Raw genomic sequence first — 23,814 nt, 5'->3', positions numbered from 1 at the left:
GCCTGCGTCGTGCAACGCGGGCCGGGGCACCCGGATCTAGCTGGTTCTACTCATCAGCCGAGCATGATGCTGGTGACATTCACGAAGCCGACGACGGCAAGCGCGATGACTGAGACGGCGACCATCGTGAGCACGGTCCGCCATCCGATGGCGGTGACGGCAACTGCGACGGCTGCTGCGATTCCGAGTGCACTCCCTGCGGACATCTCGTTCCCTCCCGACTAGGCGAGTACGTGCTCCCAGGTGTGGGCGGTCCTGGGCGTCTCACCATGATGTAAGGGTCCCGTGTTGTAGGTTGTCTGTCAACGGTCGCCAGGTTGCCAGACAAGTTGCAACCAGACTGCGATAGGCCTAAGCTGAACCAATGCCTGTCGACGACTCCCATCTCGGCGAGAGCTGGTCGCTCTCGCCGGATTCGCGACGGCCTCTGCCGGAGCTCATCGAGCAGAAGCTGCGCGAGCAGATCATCGGCGGCACCCTCAAGGCCGGCGACCGCCTTCCCACGGAACCCGAACTGGCCCGCAAACTGGATGTCGCGAGGTCGTCGCTACGTACAGCTCTTCAGCGACTGCAGTTGCAGGGCATCGTCGAGGTGCGCCGCGGCCTGGGCTGGTACGTGCGCCGCACCGACCTGGCCGCCGTCGAGGAGCACCTGGAAGGCAGACTCGCCGCCCGCCAGTTCTCCGAGACCGACCTGCTGGAAGTGCGGATCGCGCTGGAGACCACGGCGACCAGCCTGGCCGCGGTCCGCGCCAACGACGGTGAGCTGGACGAACTGGCCAAGCTGAACCGCCGCTACCAGCGGGCACCGGTGGAGGACACGCAGGAGGTGATCGAGTCGGACGAGGAGTTCCACTCGGCGCTGATCCGCGCGTCGCACAATGCGTTGCTGGAGGAGATGTACCAGGCACTCGTGCCCGGTCTGCAGGACTGCAAGCGGCACGCGCACCCGTCCCGCGAGGTGCACAACCGCTCCGCGAACGAGCACGAACAGGTCATCTGGTTCCTGCGCAGGCACGACGAGGTGGGCGCCAAGAGCGCCATGACCACGCACCTACTTGGGCTCTACAACGACGTGGCCACTGACAACACGACTCCCAGAGCGACCCTCGGCACGTACGTGGGGGTGTCAGACAACCCGATCTGGGGCCAGTCGCGCTGATACGGCATGCACCGAAAGGGTCTGGCGCTGATCCGTCATCACTCCCACCATGTAGGGACGAGCGGCGGAGTGAGGGGGCGGGCGACGAGTGGTGGCGGCGCGCAGGCACAAACAAGCGCTCGCCATCGCGTTCGCGTTGCTCGCGCTCGCCGCTGCCGACCTGGCATTGGCGTTCCTCTGGCAACCCGGAACACGCAGTCTTCTGCACGACGTACTCGTCGTGTTCTGGCCGCTGCCCGCCCTGGCCGGCTTTCTGCTCGGCGCGTATGAGCTCTTCCTGCACCGCCGGCTGATCAGCGAGCTGAGCCAGATCTCCGGTCCGAGCATCGTCGAGCACCTGTTGCCGAGCGACGTGCTGAGGACCTTCCTGTCTTCGATCTACGGCTCGAACGAGGCGAACCAGGACGTCGTCTCCGGTGTTCTCGGGGGCAACGGGCTGCGCCCGCACGGCAAGGATCTGACGATCAGCACGAACACCACGGTGAAGCTGGAACTGCAGGGCATCAACGCCAAGACCTACCATCTGATCACGACGCAGAGCTACCACTTCCGGCACAACGTCCCCGTCGACCGGTTCGTCATCTTCGCCACCAGCAACGTGTTGCTGCGCGACACGATCAGCGCAGCCTGCCGCTACCCGCTGTTCGAGCTCTACTACATCACCGACCCGTCGTTGTTCCTCGATTCGGTCGACGACGTACTCCACTCGACGCAGATCGCGATCGACTACATCGACCACGATGGCAAGAGCCGTTCCGCCGCACCGAGCCAGATTCCTCCGCTGGAGGTCAAGTTCGACCAGTGGCCGAACTATCTGACCTTCTTCCGCGAAGCCATGGGCCCGTTGCCGAAACTGAGCCCCCACGACCATCTAGGTGATCTGCGCATCTTCGAATGCGATCTCAGCGGCATCGCCGAAGACCATCTCGTTCGCGCGATCCGCGGACTCACCGTCACGTCACGCATGTTGCAGCGCACCAACGAAGGCTTCTGCTACTGGCAGGCGCCTTATCCGTCCTATGTGGAACAGATCCGCTTCGACGCACGCCGCCTCTCGGTGGACGACCACTCCCCCGCGCACGAGTTCTCGATCATGCCGTTCCTGTTCCGCTCCAACACGGTGACCGGACAGTGGTTGAAGGCGGACGACCTGGACGACCTCACCGTTCGGTCGTGGTTGCTTCCGGGACATGGGGTGGCTCTGATGTGGCGGGAAGCGCGGCATTGACCGTGCCGCCGGTTGGCGCCCGTCGAAACCAGTCGACCTTGTGCACCGGCTCGCCCTGAGGACGGGGCCGTTCCGGAGATGCAGGAGCTCCAGGTACCGGCCATGTCCCCGTAGCTGAGACATCGCCTGACATCGGACGATCGGAGGTCATCGCATCTCCTCCCCTTTGCCAGTAGAGGTTACCCGGACACCGGGCCAACGGTCACGTCTCGCCTTCCGACGAACCTGATCTCGTAGCGGTAGCCAAGCTTGGTGTTCTTGGAGCGCCAATGAATTCCGTCTCGATGACGGCACGTGCTCGACTGCAGGATCGACTCCTGTGCGTCACCGTGTTCGCCCTTGTTCTGGCTCGCCTCCACCAGATGGGCAGCGCGGGGCGATGGGAAGATCTCAAGACCTTCACTGCCGGCCACGTACACGTCGATCTCATCGGTGATGTAGGAGATGTCGATCGAGTGCGACTCCTCGGTGAACAGTGCCGGCATGCTCCGGTGCAGATCGATCTCCAGCTTGATCTGGCGTTTCGACTTGCCCCTTTCCAGCGACACAGGGATGCGAACCACCCCTTCCTCTATCACCAGGTCCTTGAACAAGGTCCCCTCGACGAACGCCCGGCTCCGACGGATGTAGGACTGCTGCACGTCGTATTCTCTGCCATCGATCATCAACCGCCGCACACGCACGCTCTCCCACGGTGGCGCGTCGACCGGGGCGGAGGAGAAGATCGGAAACGCCAGCCACGCCACTGCGACATCTCGGTCAGCCTCGACCTCCAGTTCGACCATGTACACGCCACTGCCGTCCGAAGTGACCACCAACCTGTCGGTTCGCCTGCGCACGCGCAGTTGTCGCGACACGTGCACATCGACGTCACGCAGTGAACGCAACAAGTCGAGTCGCTGATGCAGCGTCGTGCTGACGATCCAAAGCAGCAGCAGAAATGTCGCCCCGCCGGTTGCATACATGACCCAGCTCAGAACGCCGAACAGTTGCTCCTTGGTCGCCTCGTTTCGCAAACTGACCAACGTGCCGGCAACCGTCAGCAGGACTGAGACGGCGCCCGAGACGAATGCCGCGACTCCGGGGGAGATTCCCTGCCTGGCCGGATCTGCCATCGTGCGTCCTCGGGCTCGATCAACAGGTCATCCAGACTAGGCAGGACGAGGTCGAGTTCGGCAGCGTCATCACCCGTTCGGCCTGGGCTACGCAAGCGAGCGCAAGAACTTGCGTACACTTGCGCCATGACGCAACGGAGGCTGGCCGAGGTCGCGGCCAAGGTCGGGGTCAGCGAGGCGACGGTCAGCCGGGTGCTGAACGGCAAGCCGGGCGTCTCGGACGCCACGCGTAGTGCCGTGCTCACCGCGCTTGACGTGCTCGGATACGAAAGGCCGACGCAGTTGCGGGGCGAACGGGCCAGGCTTGTCGGGCTGGTGCTGCCCGAGTTGCAGAACCCGATTTTCCCGGCGTTCGCGGATGTGGTCGGCAACGCGCTCGCGCAAAGGGGTTTCACGCCTGTCCTCTGCACGCGCACGGCCGGCGGAGTGACCGAGGCGGAGTACCTGGAACTCCTCCTTGAGCAGCATGTGTCAGGCATCGTGTTCGCCGGTGGGCTGTACGCGCAGAAGGACGCGAGCCACGGGCATTACCAGCAGATGATGTCCCGCAAACTTCCCGCCGTGCTGGTCAACGCCGCGATAGACGACCTGGCGTTCCCGCGCGTGTCGTGCGACGACGCGGTAGCGGTGGAGCAGGCGTACGGACACCTGACCTCGTTGGGGCACCGCAGGATCGGGGCCGTGCTTGGGCCGCCGGATCACGTGCCCAGCCAACGCAAACTCGAGGCGATCACGAAGTGTGGCGGGGCGGACGTCGAGCACGCCATGTTCAGCCTTGAGGGCGGGCAGGCCGCGGCTACCAAGCTCGTGCAGCGCGGCGTCACGGCGATCATCTGCGCCAGCGACCCGCTTGCACTTGGGGCGATCAGGGCCGTCAGAAGGGCTGGATTGGACGTGCCCAAGGACGTGTCGATCATCGGGTATGACGATTCGGCCTTCATGACCTGCACCGATCCGCCGCTGACCACGGTCAGGCAGCCCATTGAGGCGATGGGGCGGGCCGCTGTCGAACTGCTGGCCAACCAGATCTCCGGCAACGCGGTCGCGCCGGACGAGTTGCTGTTCGAGCCGGAGTTGGTGGTGCGGGCGTCCAGTGCGCCGGTGAGGTAAACCGCGCAGTCGTCTTCTTGCGAGTTTTCGTCTAGATATTGCGTTCAGATGTAACGACGACTTATGGTCGCCGTCACATCGACGCGCTCGCGAGAAGGGCGGCCCCACCATGAAGAAGTCCGCTGCCGTGCTGCTGGGCTGTGTCCTGGTCGCCGGTTGTGGGAGCGGTTCCACGACCGAGCCCGGCGGCAAGGTCACCATCGACATCAACGGCCAGCCGCCGCAGACCCAGGCGTTCGACCGCAAGGTCTTCGACGAGGACGTCGCGGAGTTCGAGAAGCAGAACCAGGACATCGACCTCGTGCCGCACGAGGGGTTCATGGACCCGAAGACGTTCAGCGCCAAGCTCGCCGGCGGGCAGCTGGAGGACGTCTTCTACGTCTACTTCACCGATCCCGCCGCGCTCATCGCCAGGAAACAGGCCGCCGACCTCACGGACTACGTGAAGGACGTCAAGTACTACGGCGACCTCAAGCAGGAGCTGAAGGACGTTTTCACGGTCGACGGCAGGGTGTACGGCCTGCCCACCGCCAACTACACGATGGGCCTGCTCTACAGCCGCACCAACTTCACCAAGGCCGGCCTGAACCCCGACCAGCCACCGAAAACGTGGGACGAGGTAAGGCAAGCCGCCAAGAAGCTCAAGGACGCCGGCGTCACGGGATTCGCCGAGTACAGCAAGAGCAACCAGGGCGGCTGGCACTTCACCACCTGGATGAAGTCCGTCGGCGGTGACATCGCGCGCAAGGACGGCGACACCTACAAGGCCGACTTCAACAACGACAAGGGCAAGGAAGTCCTGCGCCGCCTCAAGGAGATGCGCTGGGACGACAACTCCATGGGCGAGAAGCAGCTCCTGGAGATCGGCGACGTGCAGAACATGATGGGCGCCGGCCAGCTCGGCATGTACCTCGCCGCGCCCGACAACGTCGCCGCGATCGTCAACCAGTTCAAGGGCAAGTACGACGACTACGGACTCGCCGCGATCCCGGAGCAGAAAGGCACTCTGCTCGGCGGCGAGGGCTACATGATCAACCCCAAGGCCACGCCCGAGAAGATCAAGGCCGGCCTGAAGTGGATCCAGTGGAAGTACCTGAACCCTGACCGCCTCGAGGGCAACCTGCAGAAGTACAAGGATCGCGGCCAGCCCGTCGGCCTGCCGATCCCGCCGATCGCCGACATCTGGACCGGTGAGCCGCGCAAGAAGCAGGAAGAGCTCAAGGGCAAGTTCGCCACCATGCCGGTGCAGAACTTCCAGGCCTATGTGGACGGTTCGGAGAAGACCAAGGGCTCGCTCGAACCGCCGCAGGCACAGCAGGTCTACGCGATCCTCGACTCCGTTGTGCAAGCCACTCTCACGAACAAGGACGCTGACCACGCGGCACTGCTCAAGGACGCCGAGACGAAGGTCAACGCCGTCCTGGCCCAGGTGAAGTAAATGCGGCGCCACGTCACCGCGTACGGCTTTCTCAGTGCCGCGCTGGTCGTTTTCGCGGTGTTCTCCTGGTGGCCCGTCGTGCGCGGGGTGGTCCTGAGCTTTCAGCAGGTCAACTTCGTCACGAGCCCCGACTGGGTCGGCTGGGAGAACTTCGAACGGCTCTTCGCGGACCCGCTGTTCGGGGTGGCGTGGCGCAACACGTTCCACTTCACCGTGCTGGCGCTGGTCATCGGTTTCGGCGTCCCGTTTCTCACCGCCGTGGTGCTCAACGAACTGCGGCACGCCAAGGGGTACTTCCGGCTGCTCGTCTACCTGCCCGTGATGCTGCCACCGGTCGTCACGGCCCTGCTGTGGAAGTGGTTCTACGACCCGGGTCCAGGCCTGTTCAATTCAGTCCTCAGAGGACTGAACCTGCCCACGGGCCAGTGGCTCGACTCCAGCGACACCAGCATGATCAGCCTTGTCCTGGTGATCACGTGGGCGAACATGGGCTCGGCCACGCTGATCTACCTGGCCGCGCTGCAGACCATCCCCGGCGAGCTGTACGAGGCCGCGGACCTGGACGGCGCCGGCATCCTCAAGAAGGTCTGGCACGTCACGATCCCGCAGACCAAGTTCGTCATCCTCATGCTGCTGCTCCTGCAGGTGGTCGCGACCATGCAGATCTTCACCGAGCCGTTCGTCATGACCGGCGGCGGGCCGGAGGAGTCCACGGTCACCGTGCTGCTCCTGCTGTACCGCTACGCCTTCTACTACAACGACTTCGGCACCGCGAGCGCGCTGAGCCTGATCCTGTTCGCGGTGTTGGGCGTCTTCTCCTTCCTCTACCTGAAGATCACGAAGAAGGCCGACGGATGAGGACTCTCACCAGGGGAACCGGAAAAACCTACTGGATCGTCCTCACGATCACGCTGGTCCTGTTCACCGCCGCGTTCCTGCTCCCGCTGGTCTGGGTGCTGCTCGGCGCGTTCAAGCCGCCGGCCGAACTCGCGCGGCAACCACCGACGATCCTGCCGCGGACGTGGGAACCCGGTGCGTACGCCGACGCCTGGAACTACATGGACCTCGGCCGGTTCTTCCTCAACACGTTCGTCGTCGCGATCGGCGCGTGGGCCGTGCAGATGGCCGTGATCGTGCCCGCGGCCTACGCGCTCAGCAAGCTGAGGCCGTGGGGAGGCAACCTGGTCATGGGCCTGATGCTGGCCACGCTGATGCTGCCGTCGACGGCCGTGCTGGTGCCGGTCTACCTCACGCTCACCGACCTCGGCCTGCTCAACAACCCGGCGGGCATCTGGCTGCCGGCCGCGGCGAACGCGCTGAACGTCTACCTGCTCAAGCGGTTCTTCGACCAGATCCCCGAAGAACTGCTGGAAGCGGCCAGGATCGACGGCGCGAACACCTGGACGACACTGACCAGGATCGTCCTGCCGATCTCGCGGCCCATCCTCGCCGTCGTCTCGATCTTCGCGGTCGTCGCGGCCTGGAAGGACTTCATCTGGCCGCTGCTCGTGTTCCCCGACCCGGCGAAGCAGACGCTCAGCGTGGCGCTGCAGCGCTTCGCCCCGGACACCCCGATCAACCTCCTGCTCGCCGGCCTCGTGCTGGCGAGCCTGCCGATGGTGGCGCTGTTCCTGGCGTTCCAGCGGCACATCCTCGCGGGGCTCACCGCGGGCGGCGTAAAAGGCTGAAAGGACACCAGATGAGTTGGTGGCGCAACGCATCCATCTACCAGGTCTACCTGCGCAGCTTCGCGGACGGCAACGGTGACGGCGTCGGCGACCTGGCCGGCCTCCGCGCCAAGCTCCAGCACATCGCGAGCCTCGGCTTCGACGCGATCTGGCTCAACCCGTGGTACCCGAGCCCGCTCGCCGACGGCGGCTACGACGTGGCGGACTACCGCGACATCGAGCCGGTCTTCGGGTCGCTCGCCGACGCCGAGAAACTCATCGCGGACGCGCACGGGCTCGGCATCCGGATCATCATCGACCTCGTCCCGAACCACTGCAGCGACCAGCACCCGTGGTTCAGGGACGGCCTGTGGGATCGCTTCCACATCAGGGACTCTGAGGAGATCCCGAACGACTGGCAGTCGCGCTTCGGCGGCCCGGCGTGGAGCAGGCTCGCCGACGGCCGCTGGTACCTGCACCTCTACGCCGCCGAGCAGCCGGACTTCAACTGGGAGAACCCGGCCGTCGAGGCCGAGTTCGAGGACATCCTGCGGTTCTGGCTCGACCGCGGCGTCGACGGGTTCCGCATCGACGTGGCGGACGGCCTGGTCAAGGACTTCTCGAAGCCCGACGCGGACCTCCCGTACTCCGACCAGGACGGCGTGCACGAGATCTACCGCAAGTGGCGCAAGGTCGTGGACGAGTACGACGGCGAACGCATCCTCGTCGGCGAGATGTGGCTGCCGGACCCCGTCAGGTTCGCCAGGTACCTGCGCCAGGACGAGATGCACAGCGCGTTCAACTTCGACTTCCTCTGCTGCCCCTGGAACGCCCGGGAGCTGCGCAGCGTCGTCGACAGCACGCTGGCCGCACACGAACCCGTTGGCGCGCCGCCGACCTGGGTGCTGTCGAACCACGACGTCACCCGGCACGTGACCCGCTACGGCCGCGAGAAGACCGGATTCTCGTTCGCGGACCGGCAACACGGCGCCCCGACCGACTTCGAGCTGGGCACTCGCAGGGCCCGCGCGGCGATCATGCTCACCGCCGCGCTGCCCGGTGGCGTGTACGTCTACCAGGGCGAGGAGCTGGGGCTCTGGGAGGTCGAGGACCTGCCGGACGAGCTGCGCGAGGACCCGGTGTGGCACCGCTCGGGCTTCACCGACCGGGGCCGCGACGGCTGCCGCGTGCCACTCCCCTGGTCCGCCGAGGACGGTCCGAGCTGGTTGCCGCAGCCGGAAAGCTGGCAGCAGTTCTCGGTCGCGGCGCAGACCGGCGATGCTGAATCGATGCTCGAGCTGTACCGGCGGGTGTTCGCGCGGCGTCGCGCGATCGACGGTGAGCTGGAGTGGCTCGACCTCGGCCCGGACGTGCTGGCGTTCAAACGCGGCAGCCACACCTGCGTGGTCAACCTGTCGGACGGACCGATCGACCTGCCCGGCCTGCCGACGTTGACGAGCGTTCCGCTGGTGAACGGTCAACTGCCAGCCGACGCCGCTGCCTGGTTGGGCTAGAAACGGGCCATTCGGACTGTTCATTCGGGCACGCCCGAAAGCCGCGCCGCAGGTGGGCGCGGCTTTCGTCGTGTGAACCGGGCAAAAATCGGGCAGCATCTCGTTTAGTTGTGGTGGCGACCACAATGTGCCGAGGGTGTTTCATCTAGGCACGGCCCGAACGGGCAAACTTTGTAGCCGAGTGGGCAGGTGACATGCGAGCCGAGGAACGCAAGCGGCGCATCCTGGCCAGGGCCCGCGCCGACGGCCGGGTCGACGTGGTGGAGATGGCGCAGGAACTGCGCGTCGCCCCCGAAACGGTCAGGCGCGACCTGCGCGTGCTCGACGAGCACGGCCTGGTCCGCCGCACGCACGGCGGCGGTGTCCCGGTCGAGAGCGCCGGCTTCGAGACCGGTCTCCGGTTCCGGTCCGGGTCGCACGTGCCGGAGAAGCGGCGCATCGCGAAGGCCGCGGCCGAACGGATCGACGACGCCGAGACGGTGTTCATCGACGAGGGCTACACGCCGCAACTCGTCGCGGAGGCGCTGCCCACCTCCAACCCGCTCACGATCATCACCGCGTCGCTGCCGACCGCGGCGGCGATGTCCGAGCACCCGTCCTGCACGGTTCTGTTGCTGGGTGGGAGGGTCCGCGGGCACACACTGGCCACAGTGGACCACTGGACCACCCGGATGCTGGGCGAGATGGTGATCGACCTCGCCTACATCGGCGCGAACGGCATCTCCCGCGAGCACGGCCTGACGACGCCCGACCCGGCGGTCGGCGCGGTGAAGGCCAAGGCGCTCAGTTCGGCCCGGCGGAAGATCTTCGTCGGCACGCACACCAAGTTCGGCGTGTCCAGCTTCCACCGGTTCGCCGAGGTCGCCGACCTGGAGGCGATCGTCACCGATTCCGGCCTTTCCGCACATGAGGCCCATCGTTACGCCCTGCTCGGTCCCAAAGTGCTCAGAGCCTGAGCACTTTCCGGCCACCCCGAAAAAGCCCGCCCCCGAAAAAACCGGGCTGTCTTCAGCGCGCCCGGAACCTCCCCGGAAGGAAAGACGATGTTGTCGATCCGCACACCCCTTCGCACATTCGGGGCCGCCACCGCTGTGCTGCTTCTGGCTTCCGCCTGCGCGGGCGCTGGAGGTGGTGGGGGCAGCGGTTCGGACTCGGTGAACGTCCTGATGGTGAACAACCCGCAGATGCAGGACCTGCAGAAGCTCACCGCGGACAACTTCACCAAGGACACCGGCATCAAGGTGAACTTCACCGTGCTGCCCGAGAACGACGTCCGGGACAAGATCAGCCAGGACTTCTCCAGCCAGGCCGGGCAGTACGACGTGGCGACGATCTCCAACTACGAGACGCCGATGTACGCCAAGAACGGCTGGCTCGCGCCGATGGACGACTTCGTGGCCAAGGACAGCGCGTTCGACCAGGCCGACATCCTGCCGCCGATCAAGCAGTCGCTCACCGCCGCGGACGGCAAGGTGTACGCGCAGCCGTTCTACGGCGAGTCGTCGTTCCTCATGTACCGCAAGGACATCTTCGAGGCCAAGGGCGTCACGCTGCCGGAGAAGCCGACCTGGCAGCAGGTCGCGGAAGCGGCGCAGAAGGTCGCCACGCCCGAGGTGCGCGGCATCTGCCTGCGCGGCCAGCCGGGCTGGGGCCAGGTCATGGCGCCGCTGACGACGGTCGTGAACACCTTCGGCGGCACGTGGTTCACCAAGGACTGGAAGGCGCAGGTCAACGCGCCGGAGTTCAAGGAGGCCACCAAGTTCTACGTCGACCTCGTGCGCAACTACGGCGAGGCGGGCGCTCCGCAGGCCGGGTTCGCCGAGTGCCTGAACAACATGACGCAGGGCAAGGTCGCGATGTGGTACGACGCCACGGTCGCCGCCGGTCTGCTGGAGGCCAACGACTCGCCGGTCAAGGGCAAGCTCGGCTTCACCCAGGCGCCGGTCGTGAAGACCGACTCGTCCGGCTGGCTCTACACCTGGGCCTTCGGCATCCAGAAGGCTTCGAAGAAGCAGGACGCGGCCTGGAAGTTCATCTCGTGGGCGTCCGGCAAGGGCTACGAGGAGCTCGTCGGCAAGAACCTCGGCTGGTCGAAGCTGCCGGACGGCAAGCGGTCGTCGACCTACCAGCGCGCCGAGTACAAGCAGTCCTCCGGGACGTTCTCCGCGCAGGCCGAAGCCGCGATCAAGGGCGCGAAGCCGCTCGACCCCGGTGTGCAGCCGCGGCCGGCTCCCGGCATCCAGTTCGTCGGCATCCCCGAGTTCACCGACCTGGGCACGCAGGTGTCGCAGCAGATCAGCTCGGCGATCGCGGGCGCGGTGTCGGTGGACGACGCGCTGAACAACGGGCAGGGGCTCGCGGAGAAGGTCGCCGCGAAGTACAAGGGGCAGTGAGATGGCTGTCCTCGACACCTCGGTGAAGGGAGAGGAGCGGTCGGTGGTGGACCGGCCGCCTCCCGTCCCCCGCACCAGGTACCCGAAGTGGGCCAGGCGGGCGCCGTTGCTGCCCGCGCTCATCTTCCTGATCGTCGTGACGCAGCTGCCGTTCGTGGCGACGCTGGTCATCTCGTTCATGAAGTGGAACTCGCTCGACCCGACCAACCGCGGGTTCGCCGGGTTCGACAACTACGTCAACGTGTTCACCGACCCGGACCTGCGGTCGTCGATCGTGAACACCATCGTGCTGACGGCGTCCGTGGTGCTGATCAGCCTGGTGCTGGGTCTCGGGCTGGCGTTGTTGCTGGACAAGAAGTTCCGGGGCCGCGGGTTCGTCCGGACGATGCTGATCGCGCCGTTCCTGGTGGTTCCGGTGGCGGCGGCACTGATCTGGAAACACGTGCTCTACAACCCGGAGTACGGCCTGTTCAACGGCATCCTGAACTGGCTGGGCTTCTCGGCCCAGCCGGACTGGATCAGCTCGATGCCGATGAGCGCTGTCGTGTTGTCGCTGGTGTGGCAGTGGACGCCGTTCATGATGCTGATCCTGCTGGCGGGACTGCAGTCGAAGCCGGTCGAACCTGTTGAGGCAGCCCGGATCGACGGCGCGTCACCGTTCCAGATCTTCCGGTACCTGACGTTCCCGCACCTGCGGCAGTACCTGGAGCTCGGCGGGTTGCTCGGGTCGATCTACATCGTGCAGAACTTCGACGCGGTCTTCACGATCACGTCCGGTGGTCTGGGCACGGCGAACCTGCCGTACATGATCTACCAGACCTTCTACCAGGCCCACGAGTACGGCGAGGCGTCCGCGGCCGGCGTGATCGTGGTCGCCGGGTCGATCGCCATCGCGACGTTCGCGTTGCGCGTGGTGTCCTCGCTGTTCAGGGAGGAGGCGCGATGAAGCAGACGTTGGGTGGCCGCGTCATGGGTGTGCTGGCCTGGTTCTGCGGCCTCGTGTTCTTCGCGCCGGTGGCGTGGATGTTCCTGACTTCGCTGCACAGCGAGACGGACGCGGCCACCAACCCGCCTTCGCTGGCGGCACCGCTGACGCTGGACGGGTACGCGGAGTTCTTCGACGGGGGCGCGTGGCCGCCGTTGCTCAACTCGTTCAGCGCGTCCATCGGGTCGACGATCATCGTGCTGCTGCTGGCGATCCCGGCCGCGTACGCGTTGTCGATCAAGCCGGTCGAGAAGTGGACCGACGTCCTGTTCTTCTTCCTGTCCACCAAGATGATGCCGGTCGTCGCGGCGCTGCTGCCGATCTACCTGATCGCGCAGTTCGCCGGGATGCTCGACAACATCTCGTTCCTGACGCTGCTGTACTGCTCGATGAACCTGCCGATCGCGGTGTGGCTGATGCGGTCGTTCCTGTCGGAGGTGCCGCGCGAGATCCTCGAGGCGGCGTCGATCGACGGGGCCGGGCTGATCACGATCCTGCGCCGGGTGGTGGCGCCGATCGCGATGCCCGGGATCGCGGCGACGGCGTTGATCTGCTTCATCTTCAGCTGGAACGAGCTGTTGTTCGCGCGGGTGCTGACCGGTGTCGTCGCCGGTACCGCGCCCGTGTACCTGACCGGGTTCGTGACGTCACAGGGGCTGTTCCTGGCCAAGGTCTGCGCCGCGGCCGTCGTGGTTTCTCTGCCGGTGCTCATCGCCGGGTTCGCCGCCCAGGACAAGTTGGTCCAGGGCCTTTCGTTGGGAGCAGTCAAGTGAAAGCAGCAGTGATCACCGGCGTCGGGTCCGTCGAAGTGACCACTGTGGACGATCCCTCGTGCGGGCCGCGTCAGGTCGTCGTCGATGTGGCCGCGTGCGGGCTCTGCGGGACCGATCTGCACATCCTGCAGGGCGAGTTCGCGCCGACGCTGCCGGTCGTGCCGGGCCACGAGTTCGCCGGCACGATTGTGGAGATCGGGTCGCGGGTCACCGAGCTCGCCGTCGGCGACCGGGTCGCGGTGGACCCGTCGTTGTACTGCTACGAGTGCAGGATGTGCCGTGCGGGCAAGAACAACCTGTGCGAGCGCTGGGCCGCCATCGGGGTGACCACGTCCGGTGGCGCCGCCGAGTACGCGGTGGCGCCGGTGGCGAACTGCGTCAAGTTGCCGGACCACGTGCGGACCGAGGACGCGGCGTTGATCGAACCGCTGTCGTGCGCGGTGCGCGGGTACGACGTGCTGCGGGCGTCCATGGCCTCGCGGGTGCTGATCTACGGCTCCGGGACCATGGGGCTGATGATGTTGCAGCTCGGGAAGCTGACGGGCGCGTCGTCGATCGAGGTCGTGGATCTCAACGCGGAACGGCTGGAGACGGCTCGCAAACTGGGCGTCAGCGCGGTGGCGGGGTCGGCGGACGAGTTGGACCGGCCGGGGGGCTGGGACGTCGTCATCGACGCCACCGGCAACGAGAAGGCCATCCAGGACGGCATCGGCCGGGTCGCGAAGGGCGGGACGTTCCTCCAGTTCGGCGTGTCCGACTACTCGGCGCGCGTGACCATCGAGCCGTACCGGATCTACAACGAGGAGATCACCATCACCGGCTCGATGGCGGTGCTGCACTCGTTCGAACGGGCGGCGGATCTCTTCGCTACCGGAGTACTCGATCCCGAGATCTTCATCAGTGACAGGGTGCCGCTGGCCGACTACGCGGGGGCGTTGGACCAGTTCAAGGCGGGTAAGGGACGCAAGATCCAGGTCCTGCCGTGATCTCCGCTTGAACTGACCGAAAAGGATCGTGGGCACTCGTGTATCCAGACGAGTGCCTACGACTCCTTCCAGACATGTCGAAGTCCGGGCAGAAAGTGGTACCGCCGTACTTTTCGCACATGTCCGACGAAGAGCTCCTCGCCTGGTACGCGGAGCTTCAGGCGCGCGCGATGAACGCGCCGCCTGGGGACGTCGATTTCGACCACGCCCACGAACCCGCCAAGCCGATGACCGTTGAGGATTTGCGGCACCGGATCATGACGTTCCAGGGCTGGCCTGGAGGTATCTCCACGCTCGACGCCGGTTCGCCGTTTCACAACCTGTGGCACTGGCTCAGCGACTGACCCGAGGCGAGGTACTCCTCGCTCGGGTCATTGGCGCGTTGGTGGCCGCGTGTGTGCTCTACGCCGTCGTGCACACAGCGGTCACCGGCGCTGTCTCGCATCCGCGGAACTGGCTGGTCGCGTTCGCCTGCACCCTGCTCGGGGTGCGGGTGATCGGTCATGTCCGCAGGTCGGCCGTCGGGTGGTTGCTGCTGGCGATGGGCGTGTTCGGCGCGGTCGCCGTCGCGGTCGCGGGCCAGCCCGCCGACCACCCCGCGCGCTGGGTCGAGGCGTGGGTCTGGTGGCCCACCTACGCGTTGTTGCCCGCTGTGGCACTGGTTTTCCCCAACGGCACGCCGCTGAGCAACCGCTGGTGGATCGCCATCGGTGCGTCGTTGTTCAGCGCTGTCGCCGGCACGATCGGGATCGCCTGGGCGTCGTGGGGCAACCCGGCCGACTTCTGGCAGCTGCCCGGTGGCGGGCTCGCCAAGACGATCACGCTGGTCGCCGTGCTCGCGGCTGGGGTCGCGGTGATCGCGGCCGTCGTGTCGTTGTTCATCCGGTGGCGGCGCGCTGAAGGTGATGAACGCCGTCTGCTCGTGTGGGCGGTCGCGTTGTTGGCGTTGGCGGTCGTGGCGACCGTGGTGGAGACCACGGACGGGCACGTCGCGTGGATCATCGGTGTGCTGGCGTTTCCGGCTGCCGCGGTCATCGCGATCGTGCGGTACGGGTTGTACGACATCAGCCTGCTGATTCACCGGTCGTTGCTGTACGGGTCTCTTACTGTCGTGCTGCTGCTGGTCTACCTGGGCGTGATGGTCGGGGCGGGCGAGCTGTTCGCGAACGACGCCGAGGTGGTCGGCGTGGTCGCGGCGGGGCTCGCGTTCGCACCGATTCGCAGCTGGGTGCAGCGCAGGCTCGACCGGTGGCTGTTCGGCGAGCGCTCGGATCCTTATGGCGCTTTGTCGACATTGAGCGAGAAGCTCGAACGGTCGCAGGACGTGTTGCCGACGGTGGCTCAGACCGTGGCGGAGTCGTTGAAGCTGCCGTACGTGGCGATTCGCGGTGGATCGGTGCTGGCCGAGCACGGGCGCAGCCGCGGGTGGCCTTTGCTGCGTTTTCCCATGACATATCGAGGTTCTCTGGTCGGCGAACTCGTCGTCGAGCCGCGTGCACCCGATGAGCGGTTGAGCGACCGTGAGCTGAGTTTGCTCGTGGACCTCGCACGGTCGACCGCGCCGGCCGCGCAGTCGATCAAACTGACCGCCGATCTGCAGCTCGCGCGCGAACGGCTCGTGCGGGCGCGCGAAGAGGAACGGTTGCGGCTGCGGCGCGATCTGCACGACGGCGTCGGGCCGGCGTTGGTCGGGATTCGGTTGCAGCTCAGGGCATTGCGCCGGTCGCTCGGCGATGTGCTCGATCCGGTGCTGGGCGATGTCGACTCGACGGCCGGTGAGGTGCGCCGGCTCGTGGACGGGTTGCGGCCGCCGATCCTCGACCAGGGGCTGGCGTTGGCCGTACGCGACGAAGCGGCGCGCTTCAACGGTGAGCTGCGGGTTCAGGTGGAGGCCGAGCAGCTCGACGGGCTGTCGGCGGCGGTCGAGGTGGCGGCCTATCGGATCGTCGCGGAGGCGTTGACCAACACCGCGCGGCATTCCGGGGCGTCGACGTGCGTGATCAGCGTGCGGACCGATGGTGATCTGGTGGTGGAGATCGTCGACGACGGGCGCGGGGTCGCGGCGGACGCGCGGCCGGGAGTCGGGCTCGACTCGATGCGAGAACGCTGCGCCGAGCTGGGTGGATCGTGCACAGTAGGACCCGCGGAACCACACGGGACTCGGGTGGTGGCGCGGATTCCTCTGGAGGCCCAGTGACGCGGGTTGTGATCGCGGACGACCACCCGGTGTTCCGGCGCGGCCTGAAGGCGTTGCTGGACGGGGAGGACGGGCTCGAGGTCGTCGGCGAGGCGGCGGACGGGCTGTCGGCGGTGTCGGTCGTGCTGGACCTCGAACCGGACGTCGTCGTGATGGATCTGCACATGCCCGGCCTGGGTGGTGTCGAGGCCGCCAAACAGATCCTGGACGTGCTGCCGTCGTTGGGCGTGTTGGTGCTGACGATGCACGAGGACGACGAGCTGGTGTTCGCGGCGATGAAGGCCGGCGCTCGGGGTTACCTGGTCAAGACGACCGATGACGACGAGATCGTGCGTGCGGTGCAGGCGATCGGGGCCGGTGAGGCGATCTTCAGCGCCACCATCGCGCAACGGATGATGGGCTACTTCACCGCGATCTCGTCCACGAAGGCCGTGCTGTTCCCGCAGCTCACCGACCGGGAACGGGACGTGCTGGAGCTGATGGCGTCCGGGCTCGACAACACCTCGATCGCGCACCGGCTCTCGTTGTCCGGCAAGACCGTGCGCAACCGGGTGTCCGCGATCTTCACCAAGCTGCAGGTGGCCGACCGCGCGCAGGCCATCGTGCGCGCCCGTGAGGCGGGACTCGGAAGTCCCCGCTAAGTCGGGACACCGGTCACCTGACGGCGGGACTGCTCCCCCGATTCGATCGGCGTCATCCGCCGAAGGGGGCCAGATGGACATCACCTGGGACGTCGCACACGCGCGGCTCAGCCACGAACGAATGCTGCACATCGCACAGGCGCTCATCTCGATGCGCCCGGAGACCGTCACGCTGGGCGGAGGGGAACCTCTCACCGTGCCCGGCCTGTTCGAGATCGTCGAGGCGTTCCGCGCCGCCGGCATCGACGTCGTGCTCCGGACGTCCGGCAAGTCGCTGCACCCGTCGATGGTGCGGACCCTGCTGGCCTCCTGCGCACGCATCGAGGTGTGCGCGATGGCGTTCACGCACGCCATGCACGCGTTGCACCTGCTCGACATCGGTGCCGCCAAGCTCGACCGGGCCGCCGTGTTCGGGCTAGACGCCACCGGCATCCGGCGCGGGTTCGACCGGCTGGAGGACTTCTGCGCCACCACCGCGTTCGAGCTGCCGAACCTGTCGTTCATCGCGCTGGGCGACACGATCGGGTCGGACCACGCGCAGTACCTGCAGTCGCTCGCGCCTCAGACCGTGCGCGTGACGGTCGAGACCGCGAACACCTCGGTCGTCAGAGCGAGTTGATCAGCGCACGCCAGGCAGTCGTCGAGAACGCGAGTACGTCACCGCTCGCGTTCTTCGTGTCGCGAACCAACGCGTCCTGGGCCAATGACACCTCCACGCAGCTTTCTGCAGTACCGCCGTTGCTGTAACTGCTCTTACGCCAGGTCCGTTCCGCCGCCATGAGGATCCTCTCGAAGTCCGCTGACGTATTCCGCCAGCTTGCGCTTCGATTGTTCCGCATCCAGGGCGACAGCATCCAGTCGCTCAAAGAGCCTCTTGGCTCGCGCAACGGCCACGCTGTCCTGCGCCCACACCTGAGCTGTCTCGGACTCGCTGTACACCACCGGGGCTGCCTTGCCGAACTCGTACAGCGTGGCCGGAGAGCGGAAGGCGCAGACGTTCGCGGGTACGACCCGGAGGATGTGGGTGTTGAAAAGAAGGCGCAGGTACTGGTCTTCGCGAAGACGCGCATCACCCAGCGGCAGTCGCAAGGCCAACTCGTGCACGTAGAACACGCATTCCGGCCGGTTGGGCCGCCTCATGATCGTTTGTCGCTCCATGCGCACCTGGACGAGCCTCTCGATGTCCTCGGGCGCTTCGATGTGGGAGTCGACGAACAGCTGCCGCGCGTAGTCCTCCGTCTGCATCAGGCCGTGCATGATCAGGACGTCATAGGAGAAGATCTTCGTGGCCATTGCCTCTGCCATCGCGAGCGTCCGCACGTTGTCCGTCACCTGAGCGAAGTACAGGTCGAAGGCGTTGTAGTAGCGGTTGCGGAACTCGTTGGCGAAGTCGATGTCCTTGCCGCACGTCGCCAGGTACTGCACGAGATCGACCTCGCTCGCCCGCACCTTGCCCAGTTCGATGTCGGACACCTTGCTCGGGTCCCAGCCGAGCTGGACAGCCATCGCACGGCCGTGGAACGGGGTGCACGACTCCCTCAGGCGGCGCAGCTCATCGCCGAGATCCCGGCTGTACGGGGTGGAAATGATCGCTGTCATGCCCCTCGACGTTAGGGCTTGGATTCAATCCATGGCAGCGGCTCATTCGGGTGAAAACGGCCCCGAGCGCGGCGTCCAACTCGGGTGAGGACTGCTCAAGGGTGAAGTCCGCGTCCAGCATCAGGAGGTTGAGCGCGAGCGCGCTGGGTGACTCGGCGGTGGCGTGCACGCGGCAGCGGTGCTCGTCCACCAGTTCCACGGGCACGGTCGACGGCAGTTTCGCGGTGATCTGGGCGGCTGGAGCGTCGACCACGACGACGGCGCGGTGGCGGGCGAAGACGGAGTCGATGCCCTGCACCACGTCCGCCGCGGACGGGGCTTCGCGCGGCACGAACCTGGCGCCCTCCGGGCGTTTCACGCTCATCCGGTCGAGCCGGAACTGCCGCCAGTCGTCGCGGGCGGGGTCGAAGGCGATGAGGTACCACCGGCGTCCCACCTGCACGACGCGGTGCGGCTCCACCTCGCGGCGACTCGGCGTGCTGTCCCGGGTCACGTAGTCGAAGCGGACCCGGCGGTGGTCGCGGCACGCGCCGGTGAGGAAGATCAGCACTTCCGGGTCGACGCCGCCGGACGATCCGGTCGCCTCCGTGTAGTCGCGCATGGCCGAGACCCGTCCGCGCAGCCGGCGCGGAAGCACCTGTTCGAGCTTCACCAGGGCGGTGCCCGCCGCTTCGCCGAGGTCGGTGTTGCCGCTTCCGGTCGCGATCCGCAACGCGATGGCGATGGCCACCGCCTCGTCGTCGTCGAGTTGCAACGGAGGCAGCGCGGCGCCGGGACGAAGCCGGTAGCCACCGGCCACCCCGGGCACCGCTTCGACGGGATACCCCAGGTCACGCAGCTTCTGCACGTCGTAGCGCACGGTTCGAGGGCTGACCGCCAGCCGGTCGACCAGTTCCGCGCCGGTCCACGACGAGCGGGTCTGCAACAGCGTCAGCAGTGCCAGCAGGCGGGAGGACGGGTTCGTCATGGCTCCATGATGGACTCGAATTGCGGCAAGGATCTTGCCGCGATGTGGACCAACCTGGTGCTCATGAACACGAACAGCACCAAGACCGTCCTCGTCACCGGCGCCACCGGCACCGTCGGCCGCCACCTCGTCGACCAGCTGCTCGCCGGCGGGCACCGGGTGCGGGCACTGACCCGTTCTCCGGAGAGCGCGAACCTTCCCGAGAGCGTGGAGCTGATCGCGGGCGATCTGACCGCGCCGCCCGCGGAGGGGTTGTTCGAGGGCGTCGACAGCGCGTTCGTCTTCCCCGCGGCCGAGGTCGCCGGGTTCGTCAAGGCCGCGGCGGCCGCGGGAGTGCCGCACCTGGTGCTGCTCTCGTCGCTCGCCGCCGCGCTGGAGCACGAACGTGATCGCGGCTCGGCGAGCCAGGTGCACCACAGCGCGATCGAGGACGCCGTGCGCGACAGCGGGGCGGCCTGGACGATCCTGCGACCCGGCACGTTCGCCGGAAACCTGGTGCCGTGGGCTCAGCCGATCCGCTTCACCGGAGGGGTGAGCGGGCCCTACCCGACCTCCGCGCAGGCCCCGATCCACGAGGCCGACATCGCCGCCGTCGCCGCGGTCGCGCTGACCGAGCCCGGACACGCCGGCCAGCACTACGCCATGACCGGCCCGCAGGCGTTGACCAGGGTCGAGCAGCTCAACGCGATCGGCGCGGCCATCGGTCGTGACCTGCGCTTCACCGAGACGACGCCGGACGAGTTCCGCGCCGAGATGCGTTCGTACGGCGTCGGCGACGACATCATCTCGATGCTGCTCAACTACTGGTCGGACACCGTCGGCACCCCCGACGTCGTGCGGCCGACCGTGCAGCAGGTGACCGGTAAGCCCGCCCGCACGCTGGCGGAATGGGCGCGGGACAACGCCGCGGCCTTCACCGGGTGAGCTCCGCGGTCCTCTTCAGACTGATCACCGCGGCGGCTCCGACGGCCGCCGCGGTGATCGTGGCTGTCGCAGGCCAGCCGAGATGTTCGACCGCTGCCGCGCCGAAAGCCGTGCCGAGGCTGCCACCGACGAAGTAGACGATCATGTACGCGCTGTTGAAGCGGGCCGGTGCCGCGGGATCGATGGAGAGCACGGTGCTCTGGTTCGCGACCTGGGCGGCGAACAGACCGGCGTCGAAGACCACCAGGCACACGAGGGTGGCGGCGGTGCTGGTGAGCGTCCACCCGATGGCCACCGCCGCCACGCCGGCCATCGCCAGGCCCACCAGCACGACGCGACGGGCGCCTGCTCGGTCGGTCCAGACACCTGCGACCTGGGTCGCGAACACGCCCGAAACGCCAGCAAGCGCGTAGAGCCCGATCCGCTCAGCGGAGTACGAGTACGGCGGCTGGGAGAGGACGACCGCGAGCCCGGACCACATGGTGCAGAACGCGAAGAACCACAAAGCGCCGCGAGTCGCCGCGAGCCGGAGCACGGCGTGCCGGACGAACAGGCCGGGAATGGAACGCAGGGTCGTGCCGTACCGGTGTTCGGTGCCGCTGCGCGCCGACGGCACCAGCACCAGGCACCCCGCTGCGACGGCCGCACAGGCCGCGGCGAACACCAGAAGTGTTGCGCGCCAGCCGATCTCGTCGGCCAGCCAGCCGCCGGCGATCCGGCCGGCCAGGATTCCGGCCGAGATCCCGGCGGTCACGACGCCCAGGACCGTCGCGCGCCTGTTCGCCGGTGCGAGCCGGCCCGCCACCGAACTGAGGCCTGCGCCCACCGCCGAGCAGACCCCGGCGAAACCGGTCAGTGCTCCCAGCATCACCACACCGCCGGCGGCGCTACCAGCCGCCAGCACCACCGCCAGCACGCCGAACTGCGCCGCGAGAACCCGCGCCGGCGCGAACCGGTCGACCAGCGGGACCAGCAGGCCGAGTCCCACCAGGTACCCGGCCGGGCCGAACGCCAGCGCGACGCCGACAGCGGTGATCCGCGAGCCCAGCGACTCCGCGACGTCCGCTATCGCCGGCTGCAACGGGTACAGCGTGGACGTCCCCAGGGCCGCGGCGAGTGCCATGAAGAACACGACCGGACCACGCAGCCCGGCTGCGGCCGGCGCCTTCTCGGCTTGATCAGCATTCACGTCGACCAGTGTCTGGAGACACCGGTCCGCATCGCTGGCGGGATTCGGACCTCACCGGCCGTCGCTGGAAATGCTCCCCCGGTTCGCGAAGACATCCTCGATCGGCTGTCGCGCGCCCAGAGCGAGCCGCAGCAGCACACGTGCCTTGCGCGGGCACAACCATCCGGCCATCACCACGCCGCGCTGGATCAGGTCCGATTCGGACCCGGTGAAGCCGTAGGTGTTCCGGAACGTGGTGCCCGCGCCGGTCCGTGTCGCCACCACGACCGGGAACCGCGCGCGCGAGATCGCCTCGGCCATGCCGGCCGAGACATGTCCGGCGCCCGTTGCCGCGACGACGACTCCGCCCACGTTGAGCCAGTCGAGGAGTGCGCCGTCGTCGTCCAGCGTCGACTCGATCAGTGGAACCGTTGGCACGTCTTGGGGTCGTGGCAATGCGGGCAACTGGTGCGCGGGGTGGAAGTACTGCGGTGCGCCCTCGATCTGGAGGCCGAGCGGGCCGGGGAACGACTCGAAGGCGTTCAGCAGGCTGCTGTGCGTCTTGCGGACCCAGCGGGCGGCGTGGATCTCGTCGTTCAACACGAGCAACGCGCCGCGGCCGCGCGAGTTCGGTGCTGCGGCAACGGCGACGGCGGCGGCGAGGTTGGCCGGGCCGTCGGCGCCGGGGAGTCCTGGGTGTCGCATCGCGCCGGTGACGACGACCGGTTCCTCGTGCGGCCACAGGCAGTCGAAGAGGTACGCGGTCTCTTCGAGGGTGTCGGTGCCCTGGATGATCACGACGCCCCGCGCGCCCTGGGAGACCTGTTTGTCGGCCCAGTCGAAGGCGTCCAGCAGGGTGGTGAACGTGAGCGAGGCGCCCGGAATCGTTGCCAGGGTCGCGATCTCGCCCACTTCGAGTCCCTGGACGAGGTCTTTCGCACCCAGGGTCGGTGACACCGCACCGGCGCCCGTCATCGTGATCGTGCCGCCGAGCGATGCCACCGCCACCTGTGAGCTCATACCCTCACCTTAGGGGTCACCCGTCGCTGCCATGAACGGCGCTTTTGTGGACCCCAGGTCCACAAAAGCGCCGTTCATGGCAGCTGGTTGGCGGAGGGCGGGGGTTACTGGCGCCAGTAGGTGATGTTGCGGAAGCGGGGCTCCGCGCTTTCGACGTGTCGCTCATGGTGTCGATCTCGCTACCGTGGGTACTTCGGTTGCGCTCGAAACGGGGTGGCGATGGACGGTGCGGTCCGGGGTTCGCTGCTGGCGATGTTGTCGGCCGAGGATGCCGCTTTGGTGCTCGCCAGCGGTGTGCGGCGGGCGTTCGGGGTCGACGCGGCGCTGGTGCGGGAGGGGGATTCGCCGGACTACGTCCACATCGTCGTCGCGGGCTGGGTCCGGGTGACGACGGCGGGCGCGGACGGGAACGAGGTGCTGATCGCCTTGCGCGGGCCCGGAGACGTCGTAGGGGAATCGGCTGTGTTGCTCGGCGAGGCGCGCGGGGCGAACGTGCGGGCGATCGGCCGGGTGGCCGTCGTGCAGGTGTCTGGTGGGACGTTTCTCGAGCTGGTCGCCACGAAGCCTGGTGTCGGGCTGGCGCTGGCGCGCGGAATGGCTGTGCGACTGCGCGAGGCCGACAGGGTGCGGGTGGACATGGCGACGCTCGACGTCACCCGGCGGATCGCCGGTTATCTGTTACGCCTCCTGCAATCGCACGGAGACAGGTCGGGGGATGGGATCGGTATCGATCTCCCGCTGACCCAGCAGGACGTCGCCAACCATCTCGGTGCCTCACTGCGGCAGGTCTCACGGTCATTGGCCGTGCTGCGCGAACGAGGTGCGGTGGCCACCGGCCGCATGCGTCTGACGGTCGCCGAACCTGGCCTGCTCATGGCGTTGGCGGGCGGAACTACCGAGATTTAGCCGTTGTGAGCCATATGTCGT

General features: G+C 67.1%; 25 protein-coding genes. 18 read left to right on the top strand and 7 right to left on the bottom strand.

Annotated features, from left to right (window positions below; translation table 11 throughout):
- Window positions 1–53: 53 nt before the first annotated feature.
- A complete protein-coding gene (locus B0F77_RS48615) occupies window positions 54–206 on the bottom strand; it encodes a hypothetical protein (RefSeq protein WP_169730876.1) in 153 nt (50 codons plus the stop codon).
- 158 nt (window positions 207–364) lie between these two features.
- Here B0F77_RS48615 and B0F77_RS02950 point away from each other — a divergent pair, with 158 nt between their 5' ends.
- Together B0F77_RS02950 and B0F77_RS02945 are read left to right on the top strand one after the other, a co-directional pair.
- Complete coding sequence (locus tag B0F77_RS02950) at window positions 365–1,162, top strand: FadR/GntR family transcriptional regulator (RefSeq protein ID WP_086661185.1); 798 nt, start codon at window positions 365–367, stop codon at window positions 1,160–1,162.
- Between the two features lie 91 nt (window positions 1,163–1,253).
- Window positions 1,254–2,390, top strand: a complete 1,137-nt coding sequence (locus B0F77_RS02945; RefSeq protein WP_245847789.1) for a hypothetical protein — start codon at window positions 1,254–1,256, stop codon at window positions 2,388–2,390.
- Window positions 2,391–2,569: 179 nt separating this feature from the next.
- Here the strand turns inward: B0F77_RS02945 and B0F77_RS02940 are convergent, their stop codons facing one another.
- Entirely contained in the window at window positions 2,570–3,505 is a 936-nt protein-coding gene (locus B0F77_RS02940; protein ID WP_086661184.1) for a hypothetical protein, read from the bottom strand.
- Window positions 3,506–3,631: 126 nt separating this feature from the next.
- Between B0F77_RS02940 and B0F77_RS02935 the strand changes: the two genes are divergently transcribed.
- The 14 genes from B0F77_RS02935 (at window position 3,632) to B0F77_RS02875 (ending at window position 17,828) form a co-directional block, all read left to right on the top strand.
- Window positions 3,632–4,615 (top strand): LacI family DNA-binding transcriptional regulator, encoded by a 984-nt coding sequence (locus B0F77_RS02935; protein WP_086661183.1) that lies wholly within the window; start codon window positions 3,632–3,634, stop codon window positions 4,613–4,615.
- Window positions 4,616–4,724: 109 nt separating this feature from the next.
- On the top strand, window positions 4,725–6,053 hold the full coding sequence (locus tag B0F77_RS48610) for an ABC transporter substrate-binding protein (protein WP_169730875.1): 1,329 nt from the start codon (window positions 4,725–4,727) through the stop codon (window positions 6,051–6,053).
- Window positions 6,054–6,911 (top strand): carbohydrate ABC transporter permease, encoded by an 858-nt coding sequence (locus B0F77_RS48605; protein WP_169730874.1) that lies wholly within the window; start codon window positions 6,054–6,056, stop codon window positions 6,909–6,911. It begins immediately after the preceding gene.
- A complete protein-coding gene (locus B0F77_RS02925; protein ID WP_086661182.1) occupies window positions 6,908–7,741 on the top strand; it encodes a carbohydrate ABC transporter permease in 834 nt (277 codons plus the stop codon). Before B0F77_RS48605 ends, B0F77_RS02925 begins: the two co-directional genes overlap by 4 nt.
- An 11-nt stretch (window positions 7,742–7,752) precedes the next feature.
- Window positions 7,753–9,234 (top strand): glycoside hydrolase family 13 protein, encoded by a 1,482-nt coding sequence (locus tag B0F77_RS02920; RefSeq protein ID WP_086661181.1) that lies wholly within the window; start codon window positions 7,753–7,755, stop codon window positions 9,232–9,234.
- Window positions 9,235–9,428: 194 nt separating this feature from the next.
- The gene (locus B0F77_RS02915) at window positions 9,429–10,190 is read left to right on the top strand and encodes a DeoR/GlpR family DNA-binding transcription regulator (RefSeq protein WP_086661180.1); all 762 of its coding nucleotides are present in this window, start codon (window positions 9,429–9,431) and stop codon (window positions 10,188–10,190) included.
- Window positions 10,191–10,277: 87 nt separating this feature from the next.
- Window positions 10,278–11,627, top strand: coding sequence for an ABC transporter substrate-binding protein (locus B0F77_RS02910; RefSeq protein ID WP_086661179.1), 1,350 nt, complete (start codon window positions 10,278–10,280; stop codon window positions 11,625–11,627).
- Window position 11,628: 1 nt separating this feature from the next.
- Window positions 11,629–12,573, top strand: a complete 945-nt coding sequence (locus B0F77_RS02905; RefSeq protein ID WP_086661178.1) for a carbohydrate ABC transporter permease — start codon at window positions 11,629–11,631, stop codon at window positions 12,571–12,573.
- A complete protein-coding gene (locus B0F77_RS02900) occupies window positions 12,570–13,385 on the top strand; it encodes a carbohydrate ABC transporter permease (RefSeq protein WP_086661177.1) in 816 nt (271 codons plus the stop codon). The genes B0F77_RS02905 and B0F77_RS02900 overlap by 4 nt, the downstream gene beginning before the upstream one ends.
- Entirely contained in the window at window positions 13,382–14,371 is a 990-nt protein-coding gene (locus B0F77_RS02895; RefSeq protein WP_086661176.1) for a zinc-dependent alcohol dehydrogenase family protein, read from the top strand. Before B0F77_RS02900 ends, B0F77_RS02895 begins: the two co-directional genes overlap by 4 nt.
- Window positions 14,372–14,490: 119 nt before the next feature.
- Window positions 14,491–14,715 (top strand): hypothetical protein, encoded by a 225-nt coding sequence (locus B0F77_RS02890; protein ID WP_143466539.1) that lies wholly within the window; start codon window positions 14,491–14,493, stop codon window positions 14,713–14,715.
- 41 nt (window positions 14,716–14,756) lie between these two features.
- Window positions 14,757–16,568 carry a sensor histidine kinase gene (locus tag B0F77_RS49615; protein WP_086661174.1) on the top strand — a complete coding sequence of 604 codons (1,812 nt, stop codon included), beginning with the start codon at window positions 14,757–14,759 and terminating at the stop codon, window positions 16,566–16,568.
- The gene (locus B0F77_RS02880; RefSeq protein ID WP_086661173.1) at window positions 16,565–17,209 is read left to right on the top strand and encodes a response regulator transcription factor; all 645 of its coding nucleotides are present in this window, start codon (window positions 16,565–16,567) and stop codon (window positions 17,207–17,209) included. The genes B0F77_RS49615 and B0F77_RS02880 overlap by 4 nt, the downstream gene beginning before the upstream one ends.
- Before the next feature lie 73 nt (window positions 17,210–17,282).
- Entirely contained in the window at window positions 17,283–17,828 is a 546-nt protein-coding gene (locus B0F77_RS02875; RefSeq protein ID WP_086661172.1) for a radical SAM family protein, read from the top strand.
- On the opposite strand, the gene B0F77_RS02870 is transcribed toward B0F77_RS02875, so the two are convergent.
- The 3 genes from B0F77_RS02870 to B0F77_RS02860 are packed head-to-tail and all read right to left on the bottom strand — an operon-like array spanning window position 17,815 to window position 19,775.
- The gene (locus B0F77_RS02870; protein ID WP_086661171.1) at window positions 17,815–17,988 is read right to left on the bottom strand and encodes a DUF397 domain-containing protein; all 174 of its coding nucleotides are present in this window, start codon (window positions 17,986–17,988) and stop codon (window positions 17,815–17,817) included. The two genes, B0F77_RS02875 and B0F77_RS02870, sit on opposite strands and share 14 nt — an antisense overlap.
- Window positions 17,963–18,808 carry a helix-turn-helix domain-containing protein gene (locus B0F77_RS02865; RefSeq protein ID WP_143466538.1) on the bottom strand — a complete coding sequence of 282 codons (846 nt, stop codon included), beginning with the start codon at window positions 18,806–18,808 and terminating at the stop codon, window positions 17,963–17,965. The genes B0F77_RS02870 and B0F77_RS02865 overlap by 26 nt, the downstream gene beginning before the upstream one ends.
- Window positions 18,762–19,775, bottom strand: a complete 1,014-nt coding sequence (locus B0F77_RS02860) for a helix-turn-helix transcriptional regulator (RefSeq protein WP_086661169.1) — start codon at window positions 19,773–19,775, stop codon at window positions 18,762–18,764. The genes B0F77_RS02865 and B0F77_RS02860 overlap by 47 nt, the downstream gene beginning before the upstream one ends.
- A 6-nt stretch (window positions 19,776–19,781) precedes the next feature.
- On the opposite strand from B0F77_RS02860, the gene B0F77_RS02855 reads away from it, so the two are divergent.
- Window positions 19,782–20,699, top strand: coding sequence for an NAD(P)H-binding protein (locus tag B0F77_RS02855; protein WP_245847788.1), 918 nt, complete (start codon window positions 19,782–19,784; stop codon window positions 20,697–20,699).
- Here B0F77_RS02855 and B0F77_RS02850 read toward each other — a convergent pair.
- On the bottom strand, window positions 20,689–21,888 hold the full coding sequence (locus B0F77_RS02850) for an MFS transporter (RefSeq protein ID WP_245847787.1): 1,200 nt from the start codon (window positions 21,886–21,888) through the stop codon (window positions 20,689–20,691). The genes B0F77_RS02855 and B0F77_RS02850 overlap by 11 nt on opposite strands.
- Before the next feature lie 51 nt (window positions 21,889–21,939).
- Window positions 21,940–22,887 (bottom strand): asparaginase, encoded by a 948-nt coding sequence (locus B0F77_RS02845; protein ID WP_086661168.1) that lies wholly within the window; start codon window positions 22,885–22,887, stop codon window positions 21,940–21,942.
- A gap of 219 nt (window positions 22,888–23,106) precedes the next feature.
- Here B0F77_RS02845 and B0F77_RS02840 point away from each other — a divergent pair, with 219 nt between their 5' ends.
- Window positions 23,107–23,793: a Crp/Fnr family transcriptional regulator gene (locus B0F77_RS02840; protein ID WP_158102575.1), complete on the top strand. Its 687-nt coding sequence runs from the start codon at window positions 23,107–23,109 to the stop codon at window positions 23,791–23,793.
- Window positions 23,794–23,814: the final 21 nt, after the last annotated feature.

The sequence above is a fragment of the Lentzea kentuckyensis genome, from assembly GCF_002150765.1.
Classification (GTDB): Bacteria; Actinomycetota; Actinomycetes; order Mycobacteriales; family Pseudonocardiaceae; genus Lentzea; species Lentzea kentuckyensis.
Note: the sequence above shows the minus strand (reverse complement) of the source record. Positions and strands in the feature narration are given on the sequence as shown.